The organism is Cryobacterium aureum (assembly GCF_002954245.1).
In the GTDB taxonomy this organism is placed as follows: Bacteria; Actinomycetota; Actinomycetes; order Actinomycetales; family Microbacteriaceae; genus Cryobacterium; species Cryobacterium aureum.
Window position 1 is genome coordinate 1 of sequence record NZ_PPTG01000029.1, and the last position, 15,791, is coordinate 15,791.

The 15,791-nt window shown below is 62.5% G+C and carries 13 protein-coding genes; 3 read left to right on the forward strand and 10 right to left on the reverse strand.

The window, feature by feature from the left end; translation table 11 throughout:
• Positions 1-154 precede the first annotated feature (154 nt).
• The 6 genes from nrdF to CJ028_RS11160 all read right to left on the reverse strand — a co-directional run bounded on the left by nrdF (position 155) and on the right by CJ028_RS11160 (position 7,013).
• Complete coding sequence (gene nrdF / locus CJ028_RS11135; RefSeq protein ID WP_105035325.1) at positions 155-1,129, reverse strand: class 1b ribonucleoside-diphosphate reductase subunit beta; 975 nt, start codon at positions 1,127-1,129, stop codon at positions 155-157.
• A 52-nt stretch (positions 1,130-1,181) separates the two neighbouring features.
• Positions 1,182-3,305, reverse strand: a complete 2,124-nt coding sequence (gene nrdE / locus CJ028_RS11140; RefSeq protein ID WP_105035326.1) for a class 1b ribonucleoside-diphosphate reductase subunit alpha — start codon at positions 3,303-3,305, stop codon at positions 1,182-1,184.
• Positions 3,306-3,316: 11 nt separating this feature from the next.
• Positions 3,317-3,721 (reverse strand): class Ib ribonucleoside-diphosphate reductase assembly flavoprotein NrdI, encoded by a 405-nt coding sequence (nrdI, locus tag CJ028_RS11145; protein ID WP_105035327.1) that lies wholly within the window; start codon positions 3,719-3,721, stop codon positions 3,317-3,319.
• 56 nt (positions 3,722-3,777) lie between these two features.
• Positions 3,778-4,011: a glutaredoxin-like protein NrdH gene (gene nrdH / locus CJ028_RS11150; protein ID WP_105035328.1), complete on the reverse strand. Its 234-nt coding sequence runs from the start codon at positions 4,009-4,011 to the stop codon at positions 3,778-3,780.
• Positions 4,012-4,488: 477 nt separating this feature from the next.
• Positions 4,489-5,628 carry a cystathionine gamma-synthase gene (locus CJ028_RS11155; RefSeq protein WP_105035329.1) on the reverse strand — a complete coding sequence of 380 codons (1,140 nt, stop codon included), beginning with the start codon at positions 5,626-5,628 and terminating at the stop codon, positions 4,489-4,491.
• A gap of 20 nt (positions 5,629-5,648) precedes the next feature.
• Entirely contained in the window at positions 5,649-7,013 is a 1,365-nt protein-coding gene (locus CJ028_RS11160; RefSeq protein ID WP_105035330.1) for a cystathionine beta-synthase, read from the reverse strand.
• Between the two features lie 270 nt (positions 7,014-7,283).
• Here CJ028_RS11160 and CJ028_RS11165 point away from each other — a divergent pair, with 270 nt between their 5' ends.
• Together CJ028_RS11165 and CJ028_RS11170 are read left to right on the forward strand one after the other, a co-directional pair.
• The gene (locus tag CJ028_RS11165) at positions 7,284-7,961 is read left to right on the forward strand and encodes a thioredoxin-like domain-containing protein (RefSeq protein ID WP_105035331.1); all 678 of its coding nucleotides are present in this window, start codon (positions 7,284-7,286) and stop codon (positions 7,959-7,961) included.
• A 14-nt stretch (positions 7,962-7,975) separates the two neighbouring features.
• A complete protein-coding gene (locus CJ028_RS11170; RefSeq protein ID WP_105035332.1) occupies positions 7,976-8,689 on the forward strand; it encodes a DUF305 domain-containing protein in 714 nt (237 codons plus the stop codon).
• A gap of 108 nt (positions 8,690-8,797) precedes the next feature.
• On the opposite strand, the gene CJ028_RS11175 is transcribed toward CJ028_RS11170, so the two are convergent.
• From CJ028_RS11175 to CJ028_RS11190, 4 genes are all read right to left on the reverse strand, one after another.
• A complete protein-coding gene (locus CJ028_RS11175) occupies positions 8,798-10,705 on the reverse strand; it encodes an ABC transporter ATP-binding protein (protein ID WP_439099039.1) in 1,908 nt (635 codons plus the stop codon).
• A 91-nt stretch (positions 10,706-10,796) separates the two neighbouring features.
• The gene (locus CJ028_RS11180; RefSeq protein ID WP_105035334.1) at positions 10,797-11,771 is read right to left on the reverse strand and encodes a carbohydrate ABC transporter permease; all 975 of its coding nucleotides are present in this window, start codon (positions 11,769-11,771) and stop codon (positions 10,797-10,799) included.
• Positions 11,768-12,901: a carbohydrate ABC transporter permease gene (locus CJ028_RS11185; RefSeq protein ID WP_105035335.1), complete on the reverse strand. Its 1,134-nt coding sequence runs from the start codon at positions 12,899-12,901 to the stop codon at positions 11,768-11,770. Before CJ028_RS11185 ends, CJ028_RS11180 begins: the two co-directional genes overlap by 4 nt.
• A gap of 152 nt (positions 12,902-13,053) precedes the next feature.
• On the reverse strand, positions 13,054-14,373 hold the full coding sequence (locus CJ028_RS11190; RefSeq protein ID WP_105035336.1) for an ABC transporter substrate-binding protein: 1,320 nt from the start codon (positions 14,371-14,373) through the stop codon (positions 13,054-13,056).
• A gap of 323 nt (positions 14,374-14,696) precedes the next feature.
• On the opposite strand from CJ028_RS11190, the gene CJ028_RS11195 reads away from it, so the two are divergent.
• Entirely contained in the window at positions 14,697-15,779 is a 1,083-nt protein-coding gene (locus tag CJ028_RS11195; RefSeq protein WP_105035640.1) for a LacI family DNA-binding transcriptional regulator, read from the forward strand.
• The last annotated feature ends 12 nt before the right edge of the window (positions 15,780-15,791 follow it).

The following is a 15,791-nucleotide window of genomic DNA, read 5'->3' on the forward strand; positions in this document are numbered from 1 at the left end:
CGCAAAGACTCAATTACTTACCCTTGGGCTTTGACGCTGTTTCACCCGATCTGATACCGATGTATCAGTTCTGAATTCGATGTATCAAATCGGATGAAACATGTATCAAGTCCAAGCGAATCTCACAAGCATCCGCCCTGTCGATAGTTGAGAGCTAAAAGTCCCAGTCGTCGTCCTCGGTGACGACAGCCTTGCCGATCACGTATGACGAGCCCGAACCCGAGAAGAAGTCGTGGTTCTCGTCACCGTTCGGTGAGAGGGCGGAGAGAATCGCCGGGTTCACGTCACAGACGTCCTTCGGGAAGATCGCCTCGTAGCCGAGGTTCATCAGCGCCTTGTTGGCGTTGTAGTGCAGAAACTTCTTGACGTCTTCGGTCAGGCCGACCTCGTCGTACAGGTCTTGCGTGTACTGCACCTCGTTCTCGTACAGCTCGAACACGAGGTTGAAGGTGTAGTCCTTGATCTCGTCGCGACGCTCCTGCGTCTCCTTCTCGAGACCCTTCTGAAACTTGTAGCCGATGTAGTAGCCGTGCACCGCTTCATCCCGAATAATCAAACGGATGAGGTCAGCCGTGTTGGTCAAGCGCGCCCGGCTGGAAAAGTACATCGGCAGGTAGAAGCCCGAGTAGAACAGGAACGACTCGAGCAGCACCGAGGCGACCTTGCGCTTGAGCGGGTCATCGCCCTGGTAGTAATCCATCACGATCGAAGCCTTGCGCTGCAGGTTCTCGTTCTCAGTCGACCAGCGGAACGCCTCGTCGATCTCCTTGGTGGAGGCCAATGTGGAGAAGATCGAGGAGTAGCTCTTGGCGTGCACCGACTCCATGAACGCGATGTTCGTGTAGACGGCCTCTTCGTGCGGGGTGATGGCATCCGGAATCAACGACACGGCGCCGACGGTGCCCTGGATCGTGTCGAGCAGGGTCAGCCCGGCGAACACTCGCATGGTGAGCTGCTGCTCGACCGGCGTGAGCTGGTTCCACGACTGAATGTCGTTGCTGAGCGGAATCTTCTCCGGCAGCCAGAAGTTGTTGGTCAGCCGGTTCCAGACCTCGACGTCTTTCTCGTCTTCGATCTTGTTCCAGTTGATCGCATCAACGTGCGACACCAGTTTGAGCTTGTCAATCATTGAAGATATTCCTTTGTCCACGGTTCGTCCAGATAACGCACAGCCAACTCACTCAAAGCGCACAGGAAACGCAACCCTCAATTTCCGTGCCCTCGAGCGCCATCTGGCGCAGGCGGATGTAGTAGATCGTCTTGATGCCCTTTTTCCAGGCGTAGATCTGGGCGCGGTTGATGTCGCGGGTTGTCGCGGTGTCCTTGAAGAACAGGGTGAGCGAGAGGCCCTGGTCGACGTGCTGCGTTGCCGCCGCGTACACGTCGATGATCTTCTCGTAGCCGATTTCGTAGGCATCCTGGTAGAACTCGGTGTTGTCGTTCGTCATGAACGGCGCCGGGTAGTACACGCGCCCCAGCTTGCCTTCCTTGCGAATCTCAATCTTCGCCGCAATCGGGTGGATCGATGCGGTCGAGTTGTTGATGTACGAGATCGACCCGGTCGGCGGCACGGCCTGCAGGTTCTGGTTGTATATACCGTGCTTCACAACGGATGCCTTGAGCTCGGCCCAGTCGGCCTGCGTCGGAATCGACACCCCGGCCTGGGTGAACAGCTCGGCGCCGCGAGCGGTCGTCGGCTCCCACACCTGGTCGATGTACTTGTCGAAGAACATCCCGGACGCGTAGGTGGAGTTTTCGAACCCCTCGAAGGTGCGGCCGCGCTCGATAGCGATGGCATTCGAGGCGCGTAGCGCATGGAATAACACCGTGTAGAAGTAGATATTGGTGAAGTCGATGCTCTCTTCACTGCCGTAGTAGACGCGCTCACGGGCGAGGTAGCCGTGCAGGTTCATCTGGCCGAGGCCGATGGCGTGCGAGCGGTCGTTTCCGTCTTCGATCGAACGAACCGAGCTGATGTGGCTCTGTTCCGATACCGCGTTGAGGCCGCGAATGGCAGCATCGACGGTGCGGCCGAGGTCGCCGGAATCCATGGCGAGGGCGATGTTCATCGACCCGAGGTTGCAGGAGATGTCCTTGCCGATCTCGTTGTACGAGAGGTCCTCGTTGTACGTGGTCGGGGTGTTCACCTGCAGAATCTCGGAGCACAGGTTCGACATGTTGATGCGACCATCGATCGGGTTCGCCTTGTTCACCGTGTCTTCAAACATGATGTACGGATAGCCAGACTCGAACTGAATCTCGGCGAGAGTCTGGAAGAACTCCCGCGCCTTCATCTTCGACTTCTTGATACGGGGGTTGTCGACCATCTCGTGGTACTTCTCGGTCACCGAGATGTCAGCGAACGGCACGCCGTAGACCTTTTCAACGTCGTAGGGCGAGAAGAGGTACATCCACTCGTCATTCTTGGCGAGTTCAAAGGTGATGTCGGGAATGACGACGCCGAGGGAGAGAGTCTTGATGCGGATCTTCTCGTCGGCGTTCTCACGCTTGGTGTCGAGAAAACGCATGATGTCGGGGTGGTGCGCCTGCAGGTAGACGGCGCCGGCTCCCTGGCGGGCACCAAGCTGGTTGGCATAGCTAAAGGAGTCTTCGAGCAGCTTCATGACGGGGATGATGCCGCTGGACTGGTTCTCGATCTGCTTGATCGGGGCGCCGGCCTCACGAATGTTGCTGAGCAGCAGGGCCACGCCGCCGCCACGCTTGGAGAGCTGCAGCGAGGAGTTGATGCCACGGCTGATCGATTCCATGTTGTCTTCGATACGCAGCAGGAAGCAGGAGACGAGCTCGCCGCGCTGGGCCTTGCCGGAGTTCAAAAAGGTGGGGGTCGCCGGCTGAAAACGGCCGGCGATAATCTCTTCGACCAGGGCAACGGCGAGCTTCTCGTCACCGGATGCGAGTCCCAGCGCGGTCATGACCACCCGATCTTCAAAACGCTCCAGATACCGCTTGCCGTCGAAGGTCTTCAGCGTGTACGAGGTGTAGTACTTGAACGCACCGAGGAACGACTGAAAGCGGAACTTCTTGGAGTAGGCCAAGTCGTTCAGGCTCGTGATGAACTCGAACGAGTACTGGTCGAGCACGGCCTGCTCGTAGTATTCCTTCTCGACCAGGTAGTCGAGGCGCTCGCGCAGCGAGTGAAAGAACACCGTGTTCTGGTTGACGTGCTGGAGGAAGAACTCGCGGGCTGCCTCGCGGTCCTTGTCGAACTGGATCTCCCCGTTCGGGCCGTACAGGTTGAGCATCGCGTTGAGCGAGTGGTAATCCATGCCCGACGGTGCGTCCATGGGCGTGATTTTCACGGCTGTTGTTTCCAAAATTCTTCCAATCCGTCGTGAACGATGCGCACATCATCCGGTGTTCCAAATACTTCAAAGCGATAGAGGTGCGGCACCTTGCACTTGGCGGCGATGATGTCGCCGGCCAGGCAGTAGGCCGTGCCGAAATTCATGTTGCCGGCGCCGATAACGCCGCGAATAAACGACCGATTGGTCTCGTTGTTCAAAAACTTGATGACCTGCTTGGGCACCGCCCCGCCCACATTGCCGCCACCATAGGTGGGCACGCAGAGCACGTACGGCTCCGTGGCCACGAGCGGCTCTTCGCGCGTATGAAGGGGTATGCGCGCCGCCTTCCGACCGAGTTTCTCGACGAAACGGCGAGTGTTGCCCGAGGTACTCGAGAAATACACGATGTCAGTCATCTAGTGTGGCGATCCTGATCGGGCGAAACGGTGAGACCGGGGTGTGCCGGTGGTGACTACGCGAGGCGTGCGGCGAGTGCGTTGATCTTGTCGGGGCGAAAGCCCGACCAGTGCTCTTCGTCCGTGATCACGACGGGCGCCTGCAGGTAACCCAAAGCCTTGACGGCTTCGAGGGCGTTGTCGTCGACCGAGAGGTCGAGCACCTCATACTCGATGCCCTTGTTGTCGAGGGCACGGTAGGTGGCCGCGCACTGTACGCAGGAGGGCTTCGTGTAAACGGTGATTGCCATGGTTATGGCCTTTCTTCTTGGCAGTTTCAGTCTAAATCTGTTCGCCATACTTCGCAAGTATGTTCGATAAAACTCTTTGATCACCGGTGAGAAACCATCAGGGATCGTCGTGCAAAGCGAGCAAGTATGCTGTCCGGGCGTAGTGCCTGACTAGAGTTTCAATACTACATCTAGTGATCGCCGCACTCAATAGCCACTACATGCAGTAATTACAATTGTGTAGTTATCCACCGACATTCCACATTTTGCCCACAGTCCAACGGCGCAAAACCGCCTACATTCCGCGGAACCGCACCCAGTTATCCACAGGCGCCGTTTCCGGCCTTATTTTGCCTGTGGAATCTCGATCGGCGTGTCGCGCGGTGGCCGGTCGGCACGGTGACGCCAGACGCGACACACGAAAGCGCCACACTGTACGCATGCCCATTCTCAACAAAGACATGACCCTGTGCATTCCGCTCTCGGCCCGGCCTGGGGTCAGCCGAGGGGCAGGGCGCCCTCGAGGTCGGCGATGAGGTCGGCGACGTCTTCGATTCCGACCGAGAGGCGCACGATGTTGTCCGGCACTTCGAGCTCGGTGCCGCGCACCGAGGCGTGCGTCATTTCGGAGGGGTAGTTCACGAGCGACTCGACCCCGCCGAGCGATTCGGCCAGCTGGAACAGGTGCATCGACTCGGCGAACAGTCGCGCGGCCGCTGCGCCACCGGCGAACGCCACGGAAATCATGCCACCAAAGCCGGACATCTGCTTCTTGGCGAGTTCGTGGCCCGGGTGGCCGGGCAGGCCCGGGTAGTAGACCGCGGCAATCGCGGGGTGGCCGTCGAGGTATTCGGCGATGGCCTGGGCGTTCTTGCAGTGTCGTTCCATGCGCACGGAGAGCGTCTTGATGCCGCGCACGGTGAGCCAGGAGTCGAGCGGAGCCGAGACCGGCCCGGCCGCGAACTGCAGAAACTGGGCCTTCGCGTAGAGCTCGTCGTCGTTGATGATGAGGGCGCCGCCGAGCACGTCGGAGTGGCCGCCGAGATACTTGGTGGTCGAGTGCACGACAACGTCAGCGCCGAATTCCAGCGGATGCTGCAGCGCCGGTGACGCAAAGGTGTTATCGACGATCGCGACCACGCCGTGGCGGTGTGCGATCTCGGCGAGCGCCGCGATGTCGCTGATCTTCATGAGCGGGTTGCTGGGCGTCTCCACCCAGAGGATCTTGGTCTCGGGTCGGATGGCGGCTTCGACCGCAGCGAGGTCGCTCATCTCGACGGTCGTGTTGAGCACACCCCAGGCGGCGTGCACCTGGTTGATCAGGCGGTGGGTTCCGCCGTAGACGTCGTTACCGAGCACGACGTGGTCGCCAGGCGCCAGGATGGCGCGCAGGATGGTGTCTTCCGCGGCGAGTCCGCTCGCGAACGCCAGTCCGTGCTTGCCGCCTTCCAGCGCGGCGAGCAGGGTCTCGAGCACGGTGCGGGTGGGGTTGCCACCACGGCTGTATTCATAGCCGCCGCGCAGGTTGCCGATGCCGTCCTGCACGTAGGTGGAGGTCTGGTAGATCGGCGGAATGACGGCACCGGTGGTCGGGTCGAATTCCTGACCGGCGTGGATGGCGATCGTGTCGAAGTTCATGGGTGCTCCCTCTGTAGAAATTACGCGCTCAGGTAACTGAGCAGGTCGTGCCGGGTGATGACGCCGAGCGGCTTGCCGCCGTCGGTCACGAGCAGCGCGTCGTGCTCGGCAAATGCGGCGCGCGCGGCGGCGACCGGCTCGTTGACGCCGATCAGCGGCAGCGCCTCGCCGACGATGGAGCCAACCCGGTCGGTGAGTTTGGCATCCCCGGAAAAAACCAGGCCCATCAGGGCGCGCTCGTCGACCGCACCAAGCACCTCACCCATGACAACGGGCGGTTTCGCGCTCAGCACCAGCAGCTGCGACACTCCCTGGCCGGTCATGGTTTCGATGGCATCGTGCACGGTGTCGCTCGGGTGCACATAGACCAGGGCCGGCAAGCTCCCGGTCTTCGATTCGAGCAGATTGGCGACCGTGTGACCGGTTGGGGCGTTGCTGAAACCGTAGCTGCGCATCCACCCGTCGTTGAAGATCTTGCCGAGGTAGCCGCGACCACCGTCAGGCAGCAGCACGACGATCGTGTCGTCGGGGCCGAGCTTTTCGGCGGCGCGCAGGGCGGCCACGACGGCCATTCCGCTCGAGCCACCGACCAGGATGCCCTCTTCGAGGGCGAGCCGGCGGGTCATGGCGAAGGAGTCCGCGTCGGAGACGGCGATGACCTCGTGCACGACCGTGGGGTCGTATGCTCCCGGCCAGAAGTCCTCACCGACACCCTCCACCAGATACGGGCGGCCGGTGCCGCCGGAGTAGACCGAGCCCTCAGGGTCGGCGCCGATGATCCGCACGGCGTCATTCGACACCTCGCGCAGGTAGCGGCCGGTTCCGGTGATGGTGCCGCCGGTACCCACGCCGGCGACGAAATGTGTGACCGTACCGTCGGTGTCACGCCAGATTTCGGGGCCAGTGGTTTCGTAATGGCTGAGTGGGCCGTTGGGGTTGAAGTACTGATTGGGCTTGAACGCGCCCGGAATGTCGCGGGCCAGCCGGTCGGAGACGCTGTAGTACGACTCGGGATCTTCAGGGGCAACGGATGTCGGCGTCACCACGATCTCGGCGCCGTAGGCGGTGAGCACGTTGCGTTTGTCTTCGCCGACCTTGTCGGGCAGCACGAACACGCACTTGTAGCCGCGCTGCTGGGCCACCAGGGCGAGGCCCACACCGGTGTTGCCCGAGGTCGGTTCGACGATCGTACCCCCGGGTTTCAGAAGGCCGTCGCGCTCGGCGGCGTCGATGATGCGCACGGCGATGCGGTCCTTCGCCGAGCCGCCCGGGTTCAGGTATTCGAGCTTCACTAGCACCGTCGCCGTGAGCCCCTCGGTGACCTTGTGGAGTTTGACCAAGGGGGTGTCACCGATGAGGTCAAGAATGGTGTCTGCGATTTTCATGGGGATTCCTTTGGTCAAGCAGCAGGGTCGAGCTGCGCGCAGCCAAACAGGCGCGGCCTCGGAGTTGCACACCGAATCGGCGGCCGAACGGGTTCGTGAAGGGTCGGCTAGCGACAGCAACAACACGACGAATGAACGGGCACGCTTCCACTCTATCGGGCGCCGGGAGCCGCCGACCAGCCTGAGAAATAACTGTGAGAGCGGCATCGGGGGAAGCCACAGGGGTGACTGATACGTTCGAATAGAAGTAGCTCCAACAGAGAGGCCCTCGTGACCCCCCAGCCCGGTTCCCCCGTCAACCAAGCGTCGCTCAAGCAAGAACGCGCCGCCAAGCGCACGAAAAAGCTGGAGGAGTACCACCGACAGCAAAAACGCGGCAAACGTAACCGCCTGATCGGCATCATCGGCGGTGCTGTCGCGGCGGCCGCCATCGTCGCCCTGCTGGTGACCACGTTCGTGCTCGCCCCGAAGGCTGCCAATTATGCTGGCGGCGGCGCCGGCGATGCGTCGACGATTGACGGGGTGGAGACCTTCACCAACACGGCCGGCCACATCGAGACCCCGGTGACCTACGAGCAGACGCCGCCCGCCGGCGGCGAGCACGCCTCGCAGTGGCTCAATTGCGGCGTCTACGAGCAGGCGGTTCCCAACGAGAACGCTGTTCACGCGCTCGAGCACGGCGCAATTTGGGTGACCTACGACCCGTCGATCTCGGCAGCCGAACTCGACACGCTCAAGGCCGAGCTACCCTCGACCTACGTGGTCCTGTCCCCCTTTGAGGGAATACCGGCACCGATCGTACTGAGTGGCTGGAACGCTCAGCTGCAGGTGGACAGCGCCGACGATCCGCGCATCGCCGAGTTCTTCACGGAATTCTGGAAGAGTGTCAACGTTCCCGAAAACAGCGCCCCCTGCTCGGGCGGGCTCGACGCGCCTGGCAAGGCCTAACCAGCTCCGACACCATGACTTCTGACAGCGCCCAGCCCACCGCGCACAAAGGAGATGCCCCATCGTCGCGACCGCGCCGCGCGCTGATTCGGGCGATTACGGCATCCGTTCTCGTGACGGCACTCGTGGTGGGCGCCGTGGCGTTCTCGATCGGGAGGTTGAGCACGATCGCTGACGCCGTGCCCGACGCGACGAGTGCCGAGGCGGGGTTCGCCCGGGACATGCAGGTGCACCACGACCAGGGCGTCGAACTCGCCATGATCATTCGCGACCGCACTGACGATGCGCCGGTGCGGTTGCTGGGTTACGACATTGCTACGACGCAGGCACGACAGAGCGGGCAGATGGCGGGGTGGCTGACCGTTTGGGGCCTGCCGCAGTTTGCGCCCGAACCGTCAATGACCTGGATGACCCGGCCGACCCTGGCCGGAGAGGCGCACGGCGCGTCCCACACTGCCGCAAGCGCCGCCGCGCATGTGGCGGGAGAACCCATGCCCGGGCTCGCGACCGCGGAGCAGATTGCGGCGCTCACCGCGGCATCCGGCGTTGAGGCTGAACGGCAGTTTCTGGTGATCATGATCGCCCATCATCGGGGTGCGATCGAGATGGCTCAGGCGGTGCTGGACCGCAGCACCAACACGACAGTGCTCGCCCTCGCGAGATCCGTCGTGGCCAGCCAGCAGTCCGAGATCGACCTGATGACCGGGATGCTCGCGGCCCGTTCGTAGACCGCGCGCGTCGGGCCCACCTTATGGACAGGGGCCCAGTTTATAAACTGGGCCCCTGGACGGGGCCCAGGCCCCGTCCACAAGAGTTCCGTCGGGGGGTTAGGGGGGTTATACGGCGGGGCTCGACGTGATTTGGCGGGCGTAGAGCGACGCGTAGACGGCCTCAAGGGCGAGGAGCTCGGCGTGGGTACCGCGCTCCACGATGCGGCCGGCGTCGACAACGAAGATCACGTCGGCATCGACGATCGTCGATAGGCGATGGGCGATCGCAATGGTGGTGCGACCGTGGCTGGCGGTGTCGAGGGCGGCCTGCACCACGCTCTCCGAAATGGAGTCGAGCGCACTCGTGGCCTCGTCGAGGATGAGCACCGGCGGGTCCTTCAGCAGCACCCGGGCGATGGCGATGCGCTGTTTCTCACCACCGGAGAGCCGGTAGCCGCGCTCCCCAACCATGGTGTCGTACTTCTCGGGAAACGAGTCGATCGTGTCGTGGATGTTGGCGGCGCGCGCCGCAGCGACCAGCTCGTCAGACGTTGCCTCCGGCTTGGCGTAACGCAGGTTCTCGGCGATCGTCGCGTGGAACAGGTAAGTCTCCTGACTCACAATACCGATGTGCGACACCAGCGACTCCTGCTGCAGGTCGCGCACGTCGAGGCCGGAAAACAGCACCCGCCCGGCCGAGACTTCGTAGAAGCGTGGGATCAGGTATGACACCGTGGTCTTGCCGGCGCCCGACGGTCCGACGAAGGCGGCGAACTGGCCCGGCTCGATCACCAGAGACACGTCGTCGAGGGTCGGGCGGGCATCGCCGCCGGCATCCGGATAGTTGAAGCGCACGTGATCGAACTCGACCCGGCCTCGAGCGGAGCCGAACGACGGTACCAGGGCCGCGTCGGGCTTGTCGCTGATCGCCGGCAACAGGTCGAGATACTCGAAAATGCGCGCGAACAACGCTGACGACGTTTGCAGATCAAGCGCGACGCGCATGAGACCGAGCAGCGGAAAGATCAGCCGAGCCTGCACGGTCGTGAACGCCACGATCGTTCCGGGCGTGATGTCGGTCGTGCCGTTGAACACGAGCACCCCGGCCACGAGGTACACGATCGCCGGAATCGCCGATAGGAACACGCTCACCGTGGCGAAAAACCATTGACCGCTCATCTGCTGACTCACCTGCAACCGCACCTGGTTACGGTTCTCCTGCGCATACCGGTCGATCTCGTTCTGCTGCCGGGTGAAACTCTTCGACAGCAAAATGCCAGACACGCTGAGCGTCTCCTGAGTGATCGCGGTCATGTCGGAGAGCGATTCCTGTGTTTTGCCGGCGATGCGCGCCCGCACCTGCCCGACTCGACGCTGCGCGAACACCAGAACCGGCATCAACACCACGGCCACGATGGTCAGCTGCCAGTTGAGCAGCAGCATCGCCACGAAGGCCGCGATAACAGTGACCGTGTTACCCAGGATGCTGGAGATCGTGTTGGTCAGCACCGTCGCGACCCCGCCGACATCATTCTGCAGCCTCGACTGAATGACACCGGTCTTGGTCTTGGTGAAGAAGCTCAGCTCCATCGCCTGCAGGTGGGTGAACAGGCGCACGCGCAGGGCTCCCATGACCTTGTTGCCGACGCTCGCGGTCAGCCAGGTCTGCCAGACGCCGAGCAGCGCGTTGACCAGAAAAACGCCGAGCATGAGCGCCACGAGAACGCCGAGCACCGACAGGTTGGGGGTGTCGGCGGGCGGAAACAACCCGTCATCGAAGGCTCGCTGCGTGAGCAGCGGTGGCACCACCGAGAGAGCGGCGCTGAACAGGACCAACACGACGGTCACGATGAGGGTGTTGCGATGCGGGGCGAACAGTGCGCCGATTCGCGCGAGCAGGTGCGGGATGCGCGGGGCGAGCGCGTTCTCGGCGCGCTGTGCCGCAGCATCCGCTCCACTGACTCGCTTGCGCGGGCGTTCAGCGCCCGCCTGCTGCCGCGGACCGTGGCCAGGGGCACCGTGCATTCCACTCATGCATTCACTCTAAACGTCGGACAGACCCGGCATAAACGGATGCCCGTGGCCGGGCCGACCACGGGCATCCGTTTTCGTAATCAACCAGCCACTATCCCTTCGTCGACCCGGCGAGCAGACCGCGCACGAAGAAACGTTGCAGCGAGAAGAACACGATCAGCGGTACCAGAATGGATAGGAACGCGCCCGCCGTGAGCAGATGCCAGTCCTGTCCGCGGGCACCGGAGAGCTCGGCGAGCAGCTTGGTCATGGGAGCGACAGCACCATCCGCGAAGATGAGCGCCACCAGCAGGTCGTTCCAGACCCAGAGAAACTGGAAGATGGCGATCGAGGCGATGGCCGGCATGGTCAGCGGCAGCACGATGCGAAAGAAGATCTGCCCGTGGCCGGCGCCGTCCACGCGGGCGGCTTCGATGACCTCGCTCGGAATCTCCGCGACGAAGTTGTGCAGCAGATAGATGGCCAACGGCAGGGCGAACATGGTGTGCGCGATCCAGACCTGCGAGTAGCCGCTGCCGGGGTTCAGCGCGGCAACCACCGGGTACCCGAAGATGGTGCCGCCGGAAAAGAACTGCAGCAGCGGAACCAGCGCCATCTGGATCGGAACGATCTGCAGGGCAAAAACGCCGATGAACATGGCGTTCTTACCGCGAAAGTCGATCCAGGCGAAGGCGTAGGCGGCGAGGCTGGCAATCATCAACGGGATGAGCGTGGCCGGCAGGGTGATCGCGACCGAGTTAATGAACGCTCCGGCCAGATTGAGCTGGCTGTTGCCCGCGGCCAGAGCCGTCGTGTAGTTGTCGAAGGTGACCCCCGTGTTGGTGAAAATCGTCCACCAACCGGTAGTGCGCACCTGCTGCGCCGGCCGGAACGAGGAGACCAGCAGTCCCAGCGTCGGAATCGACCACAACACCGCGATGATGAGCGCACCTATGGTGGCCCCGCGGCTGGTGAGGCGCTTTTTCGTGTTGCGGGCGATTGGCGACTCCATCCGACGTACGCCGCGACGAAGTCGCCTTGTGGTCTGGGCGTCCACGGGAAGTCTTAGGGGCATGATGGTGCTCATCGGATTTCCCTCTGCTTCTTAATCTGGCGGGCGTTGTAGACGACGATGGGCAGCACCAGCAGAAACAGCACCAGTGCGAAGGCGGCTGAACGGCCCTGCTCGAAGTTCTTGAACTGGGTGTACATCTCGTTGGCTACGACGCTGGTCTCGTTTGACCCGGCCGTAGTGGTGCGCACAATGTCGAATACCTTGAGGGAAACAATAGAAATTGTCGTCAGAACGACCACGAGTGCGCTGCGGATGCCGGGGACGGTCACGTTCACGAACTGCTCCCAGGCGTTGGTGCCGTCGAGTTCGGCCGCCTCCATCTGCTCGGTCGGTACGCCCTTGATGGCGGCAGACAACACCACCATGGCGAACCCGGTCTGTACCCAGATGAGAATCACGATGAGAAACAGGGTGTTGAACGGCGACACCGACAGAAAGTCCACGGGCTGCCCGCCGAACATGACCACGAGCTGGTTCAGCAGGCCGATCTGCTCCTGATCTGCTGGGCGGGCCGTGTACACGAAGCGCCAAATAATGGATGCTCCCACCAGCGAAATGGCCATGGGCATGAAGACCAGAATCTTGAAGTACTTCTCACCGCGGCTCTTGTCGATGAACACCGCGTAAGCGAGGCCGGCGATGGTCGAAATGGTCGGAACGATCAGCACCCAGACAACGGTGTTGAGCACGATGCGCACGTTCTCGGGCTGGGTGAAGATCCAAGCAAAGTTGTCCAGGCCCACAAACCGGTCACCGCGAGCGCTCATGAAGGCCTGCACCGTGGTCTGAATTGTCGGGATAACCAAGCCGATGGCGAGCAGAATCACGGCCGGGGCCAGAAAACCGACCAACTGGAACAGGTAGCCAGCACCCTTGCGCGCGCGGTAGTCGATGTAAAAGAAACCGAGGCCCAATACTCCGGCACCGATGATGGCCCAGGTATACGAGTTGCCGACCAACAGAATGAGCAGTGGTGCGAGCACGCAGACGGCGAGGCGGATGATCGTGTACCTGCGGCCGGAGCGCGGAGCGATCTCGACGAAGAACAGGATGGCGCCGACGACGATACCAAAAGCCAGGATGACGATGGGAACTTGCGCCAGCGCTGGCAACTGCGCCAACCAGGAGAAGAAAGCGGACATCTGAAACCTTTCGAGTACGACAGTGGACCCTGGTGATCGCCCGAGAAGCGGTGAAAACGTATGGGTACCGTACACCGGTAGCGCACGGTGTACCGCCCGGTTTTTGAAGCGGGCGGCACACCATGTTTATGCCTGGGTAGAGCTGATTTTCGTTAGCTGCTCGGCCAGCCCGCTTCGATGCTCGTGAGCACTTCGTCGGTCGGCGTGCCGTTGATCCAGCTCACCATGCCCTTCCAGAAGGTTCCCGATCCCACGGCGCCCGGCATCAGGTCGGAGGCGTCAAAGCGGAACGTGGTCTTCGGGTCTTGGAGGGTCTTGATGGCTTGCTGCAGGATGGGGCTCGATGCACTCGCGGGGTCGAGGCCCTTGTTAGCGCTGATCACACCACCGAGCTTGACCCGGCTGTTGGCCCAGTCTGCGCTCGAGAGGTATTCGAGCACCTTCTGGGTGTCGGCGTCGTCGGAGAAGGCACCGACGATTTCGCCGCCACCGGTGACCGCTTGGCCGCCGGCCTTGACCGAGGGGGTGATGAAGGCCCAGACGTCAGCATCCGGTCCGACCGTTCCGCCGGCATCCGTGATGAAGCCGTCGAAGAAGGAGGCCTGGTGCGTCAGGGCGCAGGTGCCATCGGAGATGGGCGTGGCTACGTCACCGAACGGGGTGCTGTTGATCGACTTGACGTCGCCGAATCCGGCGTTGACGTAGTTCGGGTTGAGCAGAATCTCACCGAGCGAGTCGAACGCGGTCTTAATGGCCGGGTCGGTGAACGGGATCTCGTTGGCCACCCATTTGTCGTAGGTGTCCGCGCCGGCCTGGCGCAGCACGAGGTCCTCGACCCAGTCGGTGCCCGGCCAGCCGGTGGCGTCGCCGGAGCCGAAGCCGGCGCACCAAGGTGCCTTGCCGGTCTTTTCCTGGATGGTCTTGGTGACGGCGAGCAGTTCGTCCCAGGTGGTGGGCACTTCAACGCCCCATTCCTTGAACTTGGCCGGCGAGTACCAGACGAAGCCCTTGACGCTGGCCATGAGGGGGGCGCCGTAGAGGGTATTGTCGACGGTGCCGTACGCCTTCCAGTCCGCTGACCAGTTCTTGTCGACGTTGGCCTCGACCGCTTTTGGAGCGGGCTTGAGGAAGTTGCGCGACGCGAGGTCTTTCATGAGCCCGGGCTGCGGGAAGATCGCGATGTCGGGAGCGTTGCCGCCTTGGGCGCGAATGGAGATCTGAGATTCGAATTCTTTCGACGATTCGTACTGAATGTCGATGTTATTGTCTTTCTCCCAGCCCGCCCAGGACTTTTCCAGGAGTTGGGCTTCTTTGTCGGCGATCGTGCCGTAGACGGTGACGACGCCATCGCCTTTGGCACCCGAATCGGCCGTGGTGGTACCGGGACCGCCGGAACAACCGGCGAGGGCCAGACCAGCAATCGCCGCCAGAGCGATCGGTGCTGTAAATCGACGGTGCAGGGAAGGCCGCATCTTGTTCTCCTCATTGAGTGGTGCCGGATCGAGTAGTGCCGGATCGTGTTGGGCTAAACGGTGGTGAACTCGGTGGATCAGCTACCCGCAACGTGTCTTGAGTCGCAAATCGGGAACCGGTTCCAGAGCACAAAGTACGTCACCCGTTTGGGGATGGCAAGGCTCAAATGTAACGGAATGACAAAGATATCTGAGTCATCCTCACCGGGTACGCGAGTCTAATGACTAGTGGGTCCGAAAATCAAGGGCCTTCATGGAACCGGTTCCATGGTCGTCCAGAGCAGGCTAGTCTGAGCGCTGAATCCCCCAGGATGGAGGCCCCCGTGAGTGCAATCGGCGATGTAGCGCGCCTCGCCGGCGTGGCCAAAGCCACGGCCAGCCGAGCGCTCAGTGGCCGGGGCTACGTGTCGACCGAGACCCGCGCGAAAGTTATCGCAGCCGCGCACGAAATTGGCTACGTCGCTTCGCCCAACGCGGCCAGCCTGGTGACCGGTCGTACCCAAAGCGTCGGGGTGATCATCCCCTTCATCAGCCGGTGGTTCTTCGGCGAAGTGCTCGAAAGCGTGGAACAGGCTCTGCTCGACCAGGGCTACGACATGACGCTGTACAACCTGCCGCCCGAGTCCCTCGAACGCGACCGAGTGTTCGACTTTTTTCTGGCACGCAAGCGATTCGATGGCATCATCTCGGTCGGCGTCGCCCTCAGCGAGCGCGAGGTTGACCACCTGCACCGGCTCGGCCGGCCACTCGTCGGCATCGGCGGGCCGATCCGGGGAGCCGCCACGATCGAGATCGACGACGTTGCCGCTGCCCGTCTGGCCACCGAACACCTGCTCAGCCTCGGCCACCGTGACATCGTGCACGTGGGCGGCAGCCAGGTGGACGAGATGGACTTTCACGTGCACAGCAATCGCCTGCGCGGATTCCAGGCGGCCATGATGGCCGCGGGGTTATCGGTGAGCGGATGCTTCTACTCGGCCGAGTTCACCATGCCGGGAGGCTACGAGCGCGGACTTGCCATTCTCGGCGATCCACGCCGTCGTCCCACAGCGATCTTCGCGGCGAGTGATGAGATTGCCTTCGGGCTCATTCTGGCGGCCCGCGAGCTCGGCATTCGGGTGCCCACCGAGCTCAGCGTCATTGGCATCGACGGCCACCCGCACGCCGAGATGTTCCGCCTGACCACCCTCGCGCAGCATCCGCGCGCCCAGGGGGGACTCGCCGTGCGCACCCTGCTCGCCGAACTCGCCACTAAGGACGGCACGAAGCTCCATACCCGCCGCGAGAGCATCGCCCCCGACCAGTGCGACGCCGACGGCACGAGCGACTCCATCGTTCTGGCGACCAACCTGGTCATTCGGTCCAGCACAAGCGCGCCGCGGGCCAGGGTGACGCACAGGTCCTGACCGAGCGGCGGC

Coding starts and splice junctions, on each gene's coding strand:
- nrdF (WP_105035325.1), bottom strand. CDS start 1,129: ATGATTGACAAGCTCAAACTGGTGTCGCACGTTGATGCGATCAACTGG.
- nrdE (WP_105035326.1), bottom strand. CDS start 3,305: ATGGACGCACCGTCGGGCATGGATTACCACTCGCTCAACGCGATGCTC.
- nrdI (WP_105035327.1), bottom strand. CDS start 3,721: ATGACTGACATCGTGTATTTCTCGAGTACCTCGGGCAACACTCGCCGT.
- nrdH (WP_105035328.1), bottom strand. CDS start 4,011: ATGGCAATCACCGTTTACACGAAGCCCTCCTGCGTACAGTGCGCGGCC.
- CJ028_RS11155 (WP_105035329.1), bottom strand. CDS start 5,628: ATGAACTTCGACACGATCGCCATCCACGCCGGTCAGGAATTCGACCCG.
- CJ028_RS11160 (WP_105035330.1), bottom strand. CDS start 7,013: ATGAAAATCGCAGACACCATTCTTGACCTCATCGGTGACACCCCCTTG.
- CJ028_RS11170 (WP_105035332.1), top strand. CDS start 7,976: ATGACTTCTGACAGCGCCCAGCCCACCGCGCACAAAGGAGATGCCCCA.
- CJ028_RS11175 (WP_439099039.1), bottom strand. CDS start 10,705: ATGAGTGGAATGCACGGTGCCCCTGGCCACGGTCCGCGGCAGCAGGCG.
- CJ028_RS11180 (WP_105035334.1), bottom strand. CDS start 11,771: ATGAGCACCATCATGCCCCTAAGACTTCCCGTGGACGCCCAGACCACA.
- CJ028_RS11185 (WP_105035335.1), bottom strand. CDS start 12,901: ATGTCCGCTTTCTTCTCCTGGTTGGCGCAGTTGCCAGCGCTGGCGCAA.
- CJ028_RS11190 (WP_105035336.1), bottom strand. CDS start 14,373: ATGCGGCCTTCCCTGCACCGTCGATTTACAGCACCGATCGCTCTGGCG.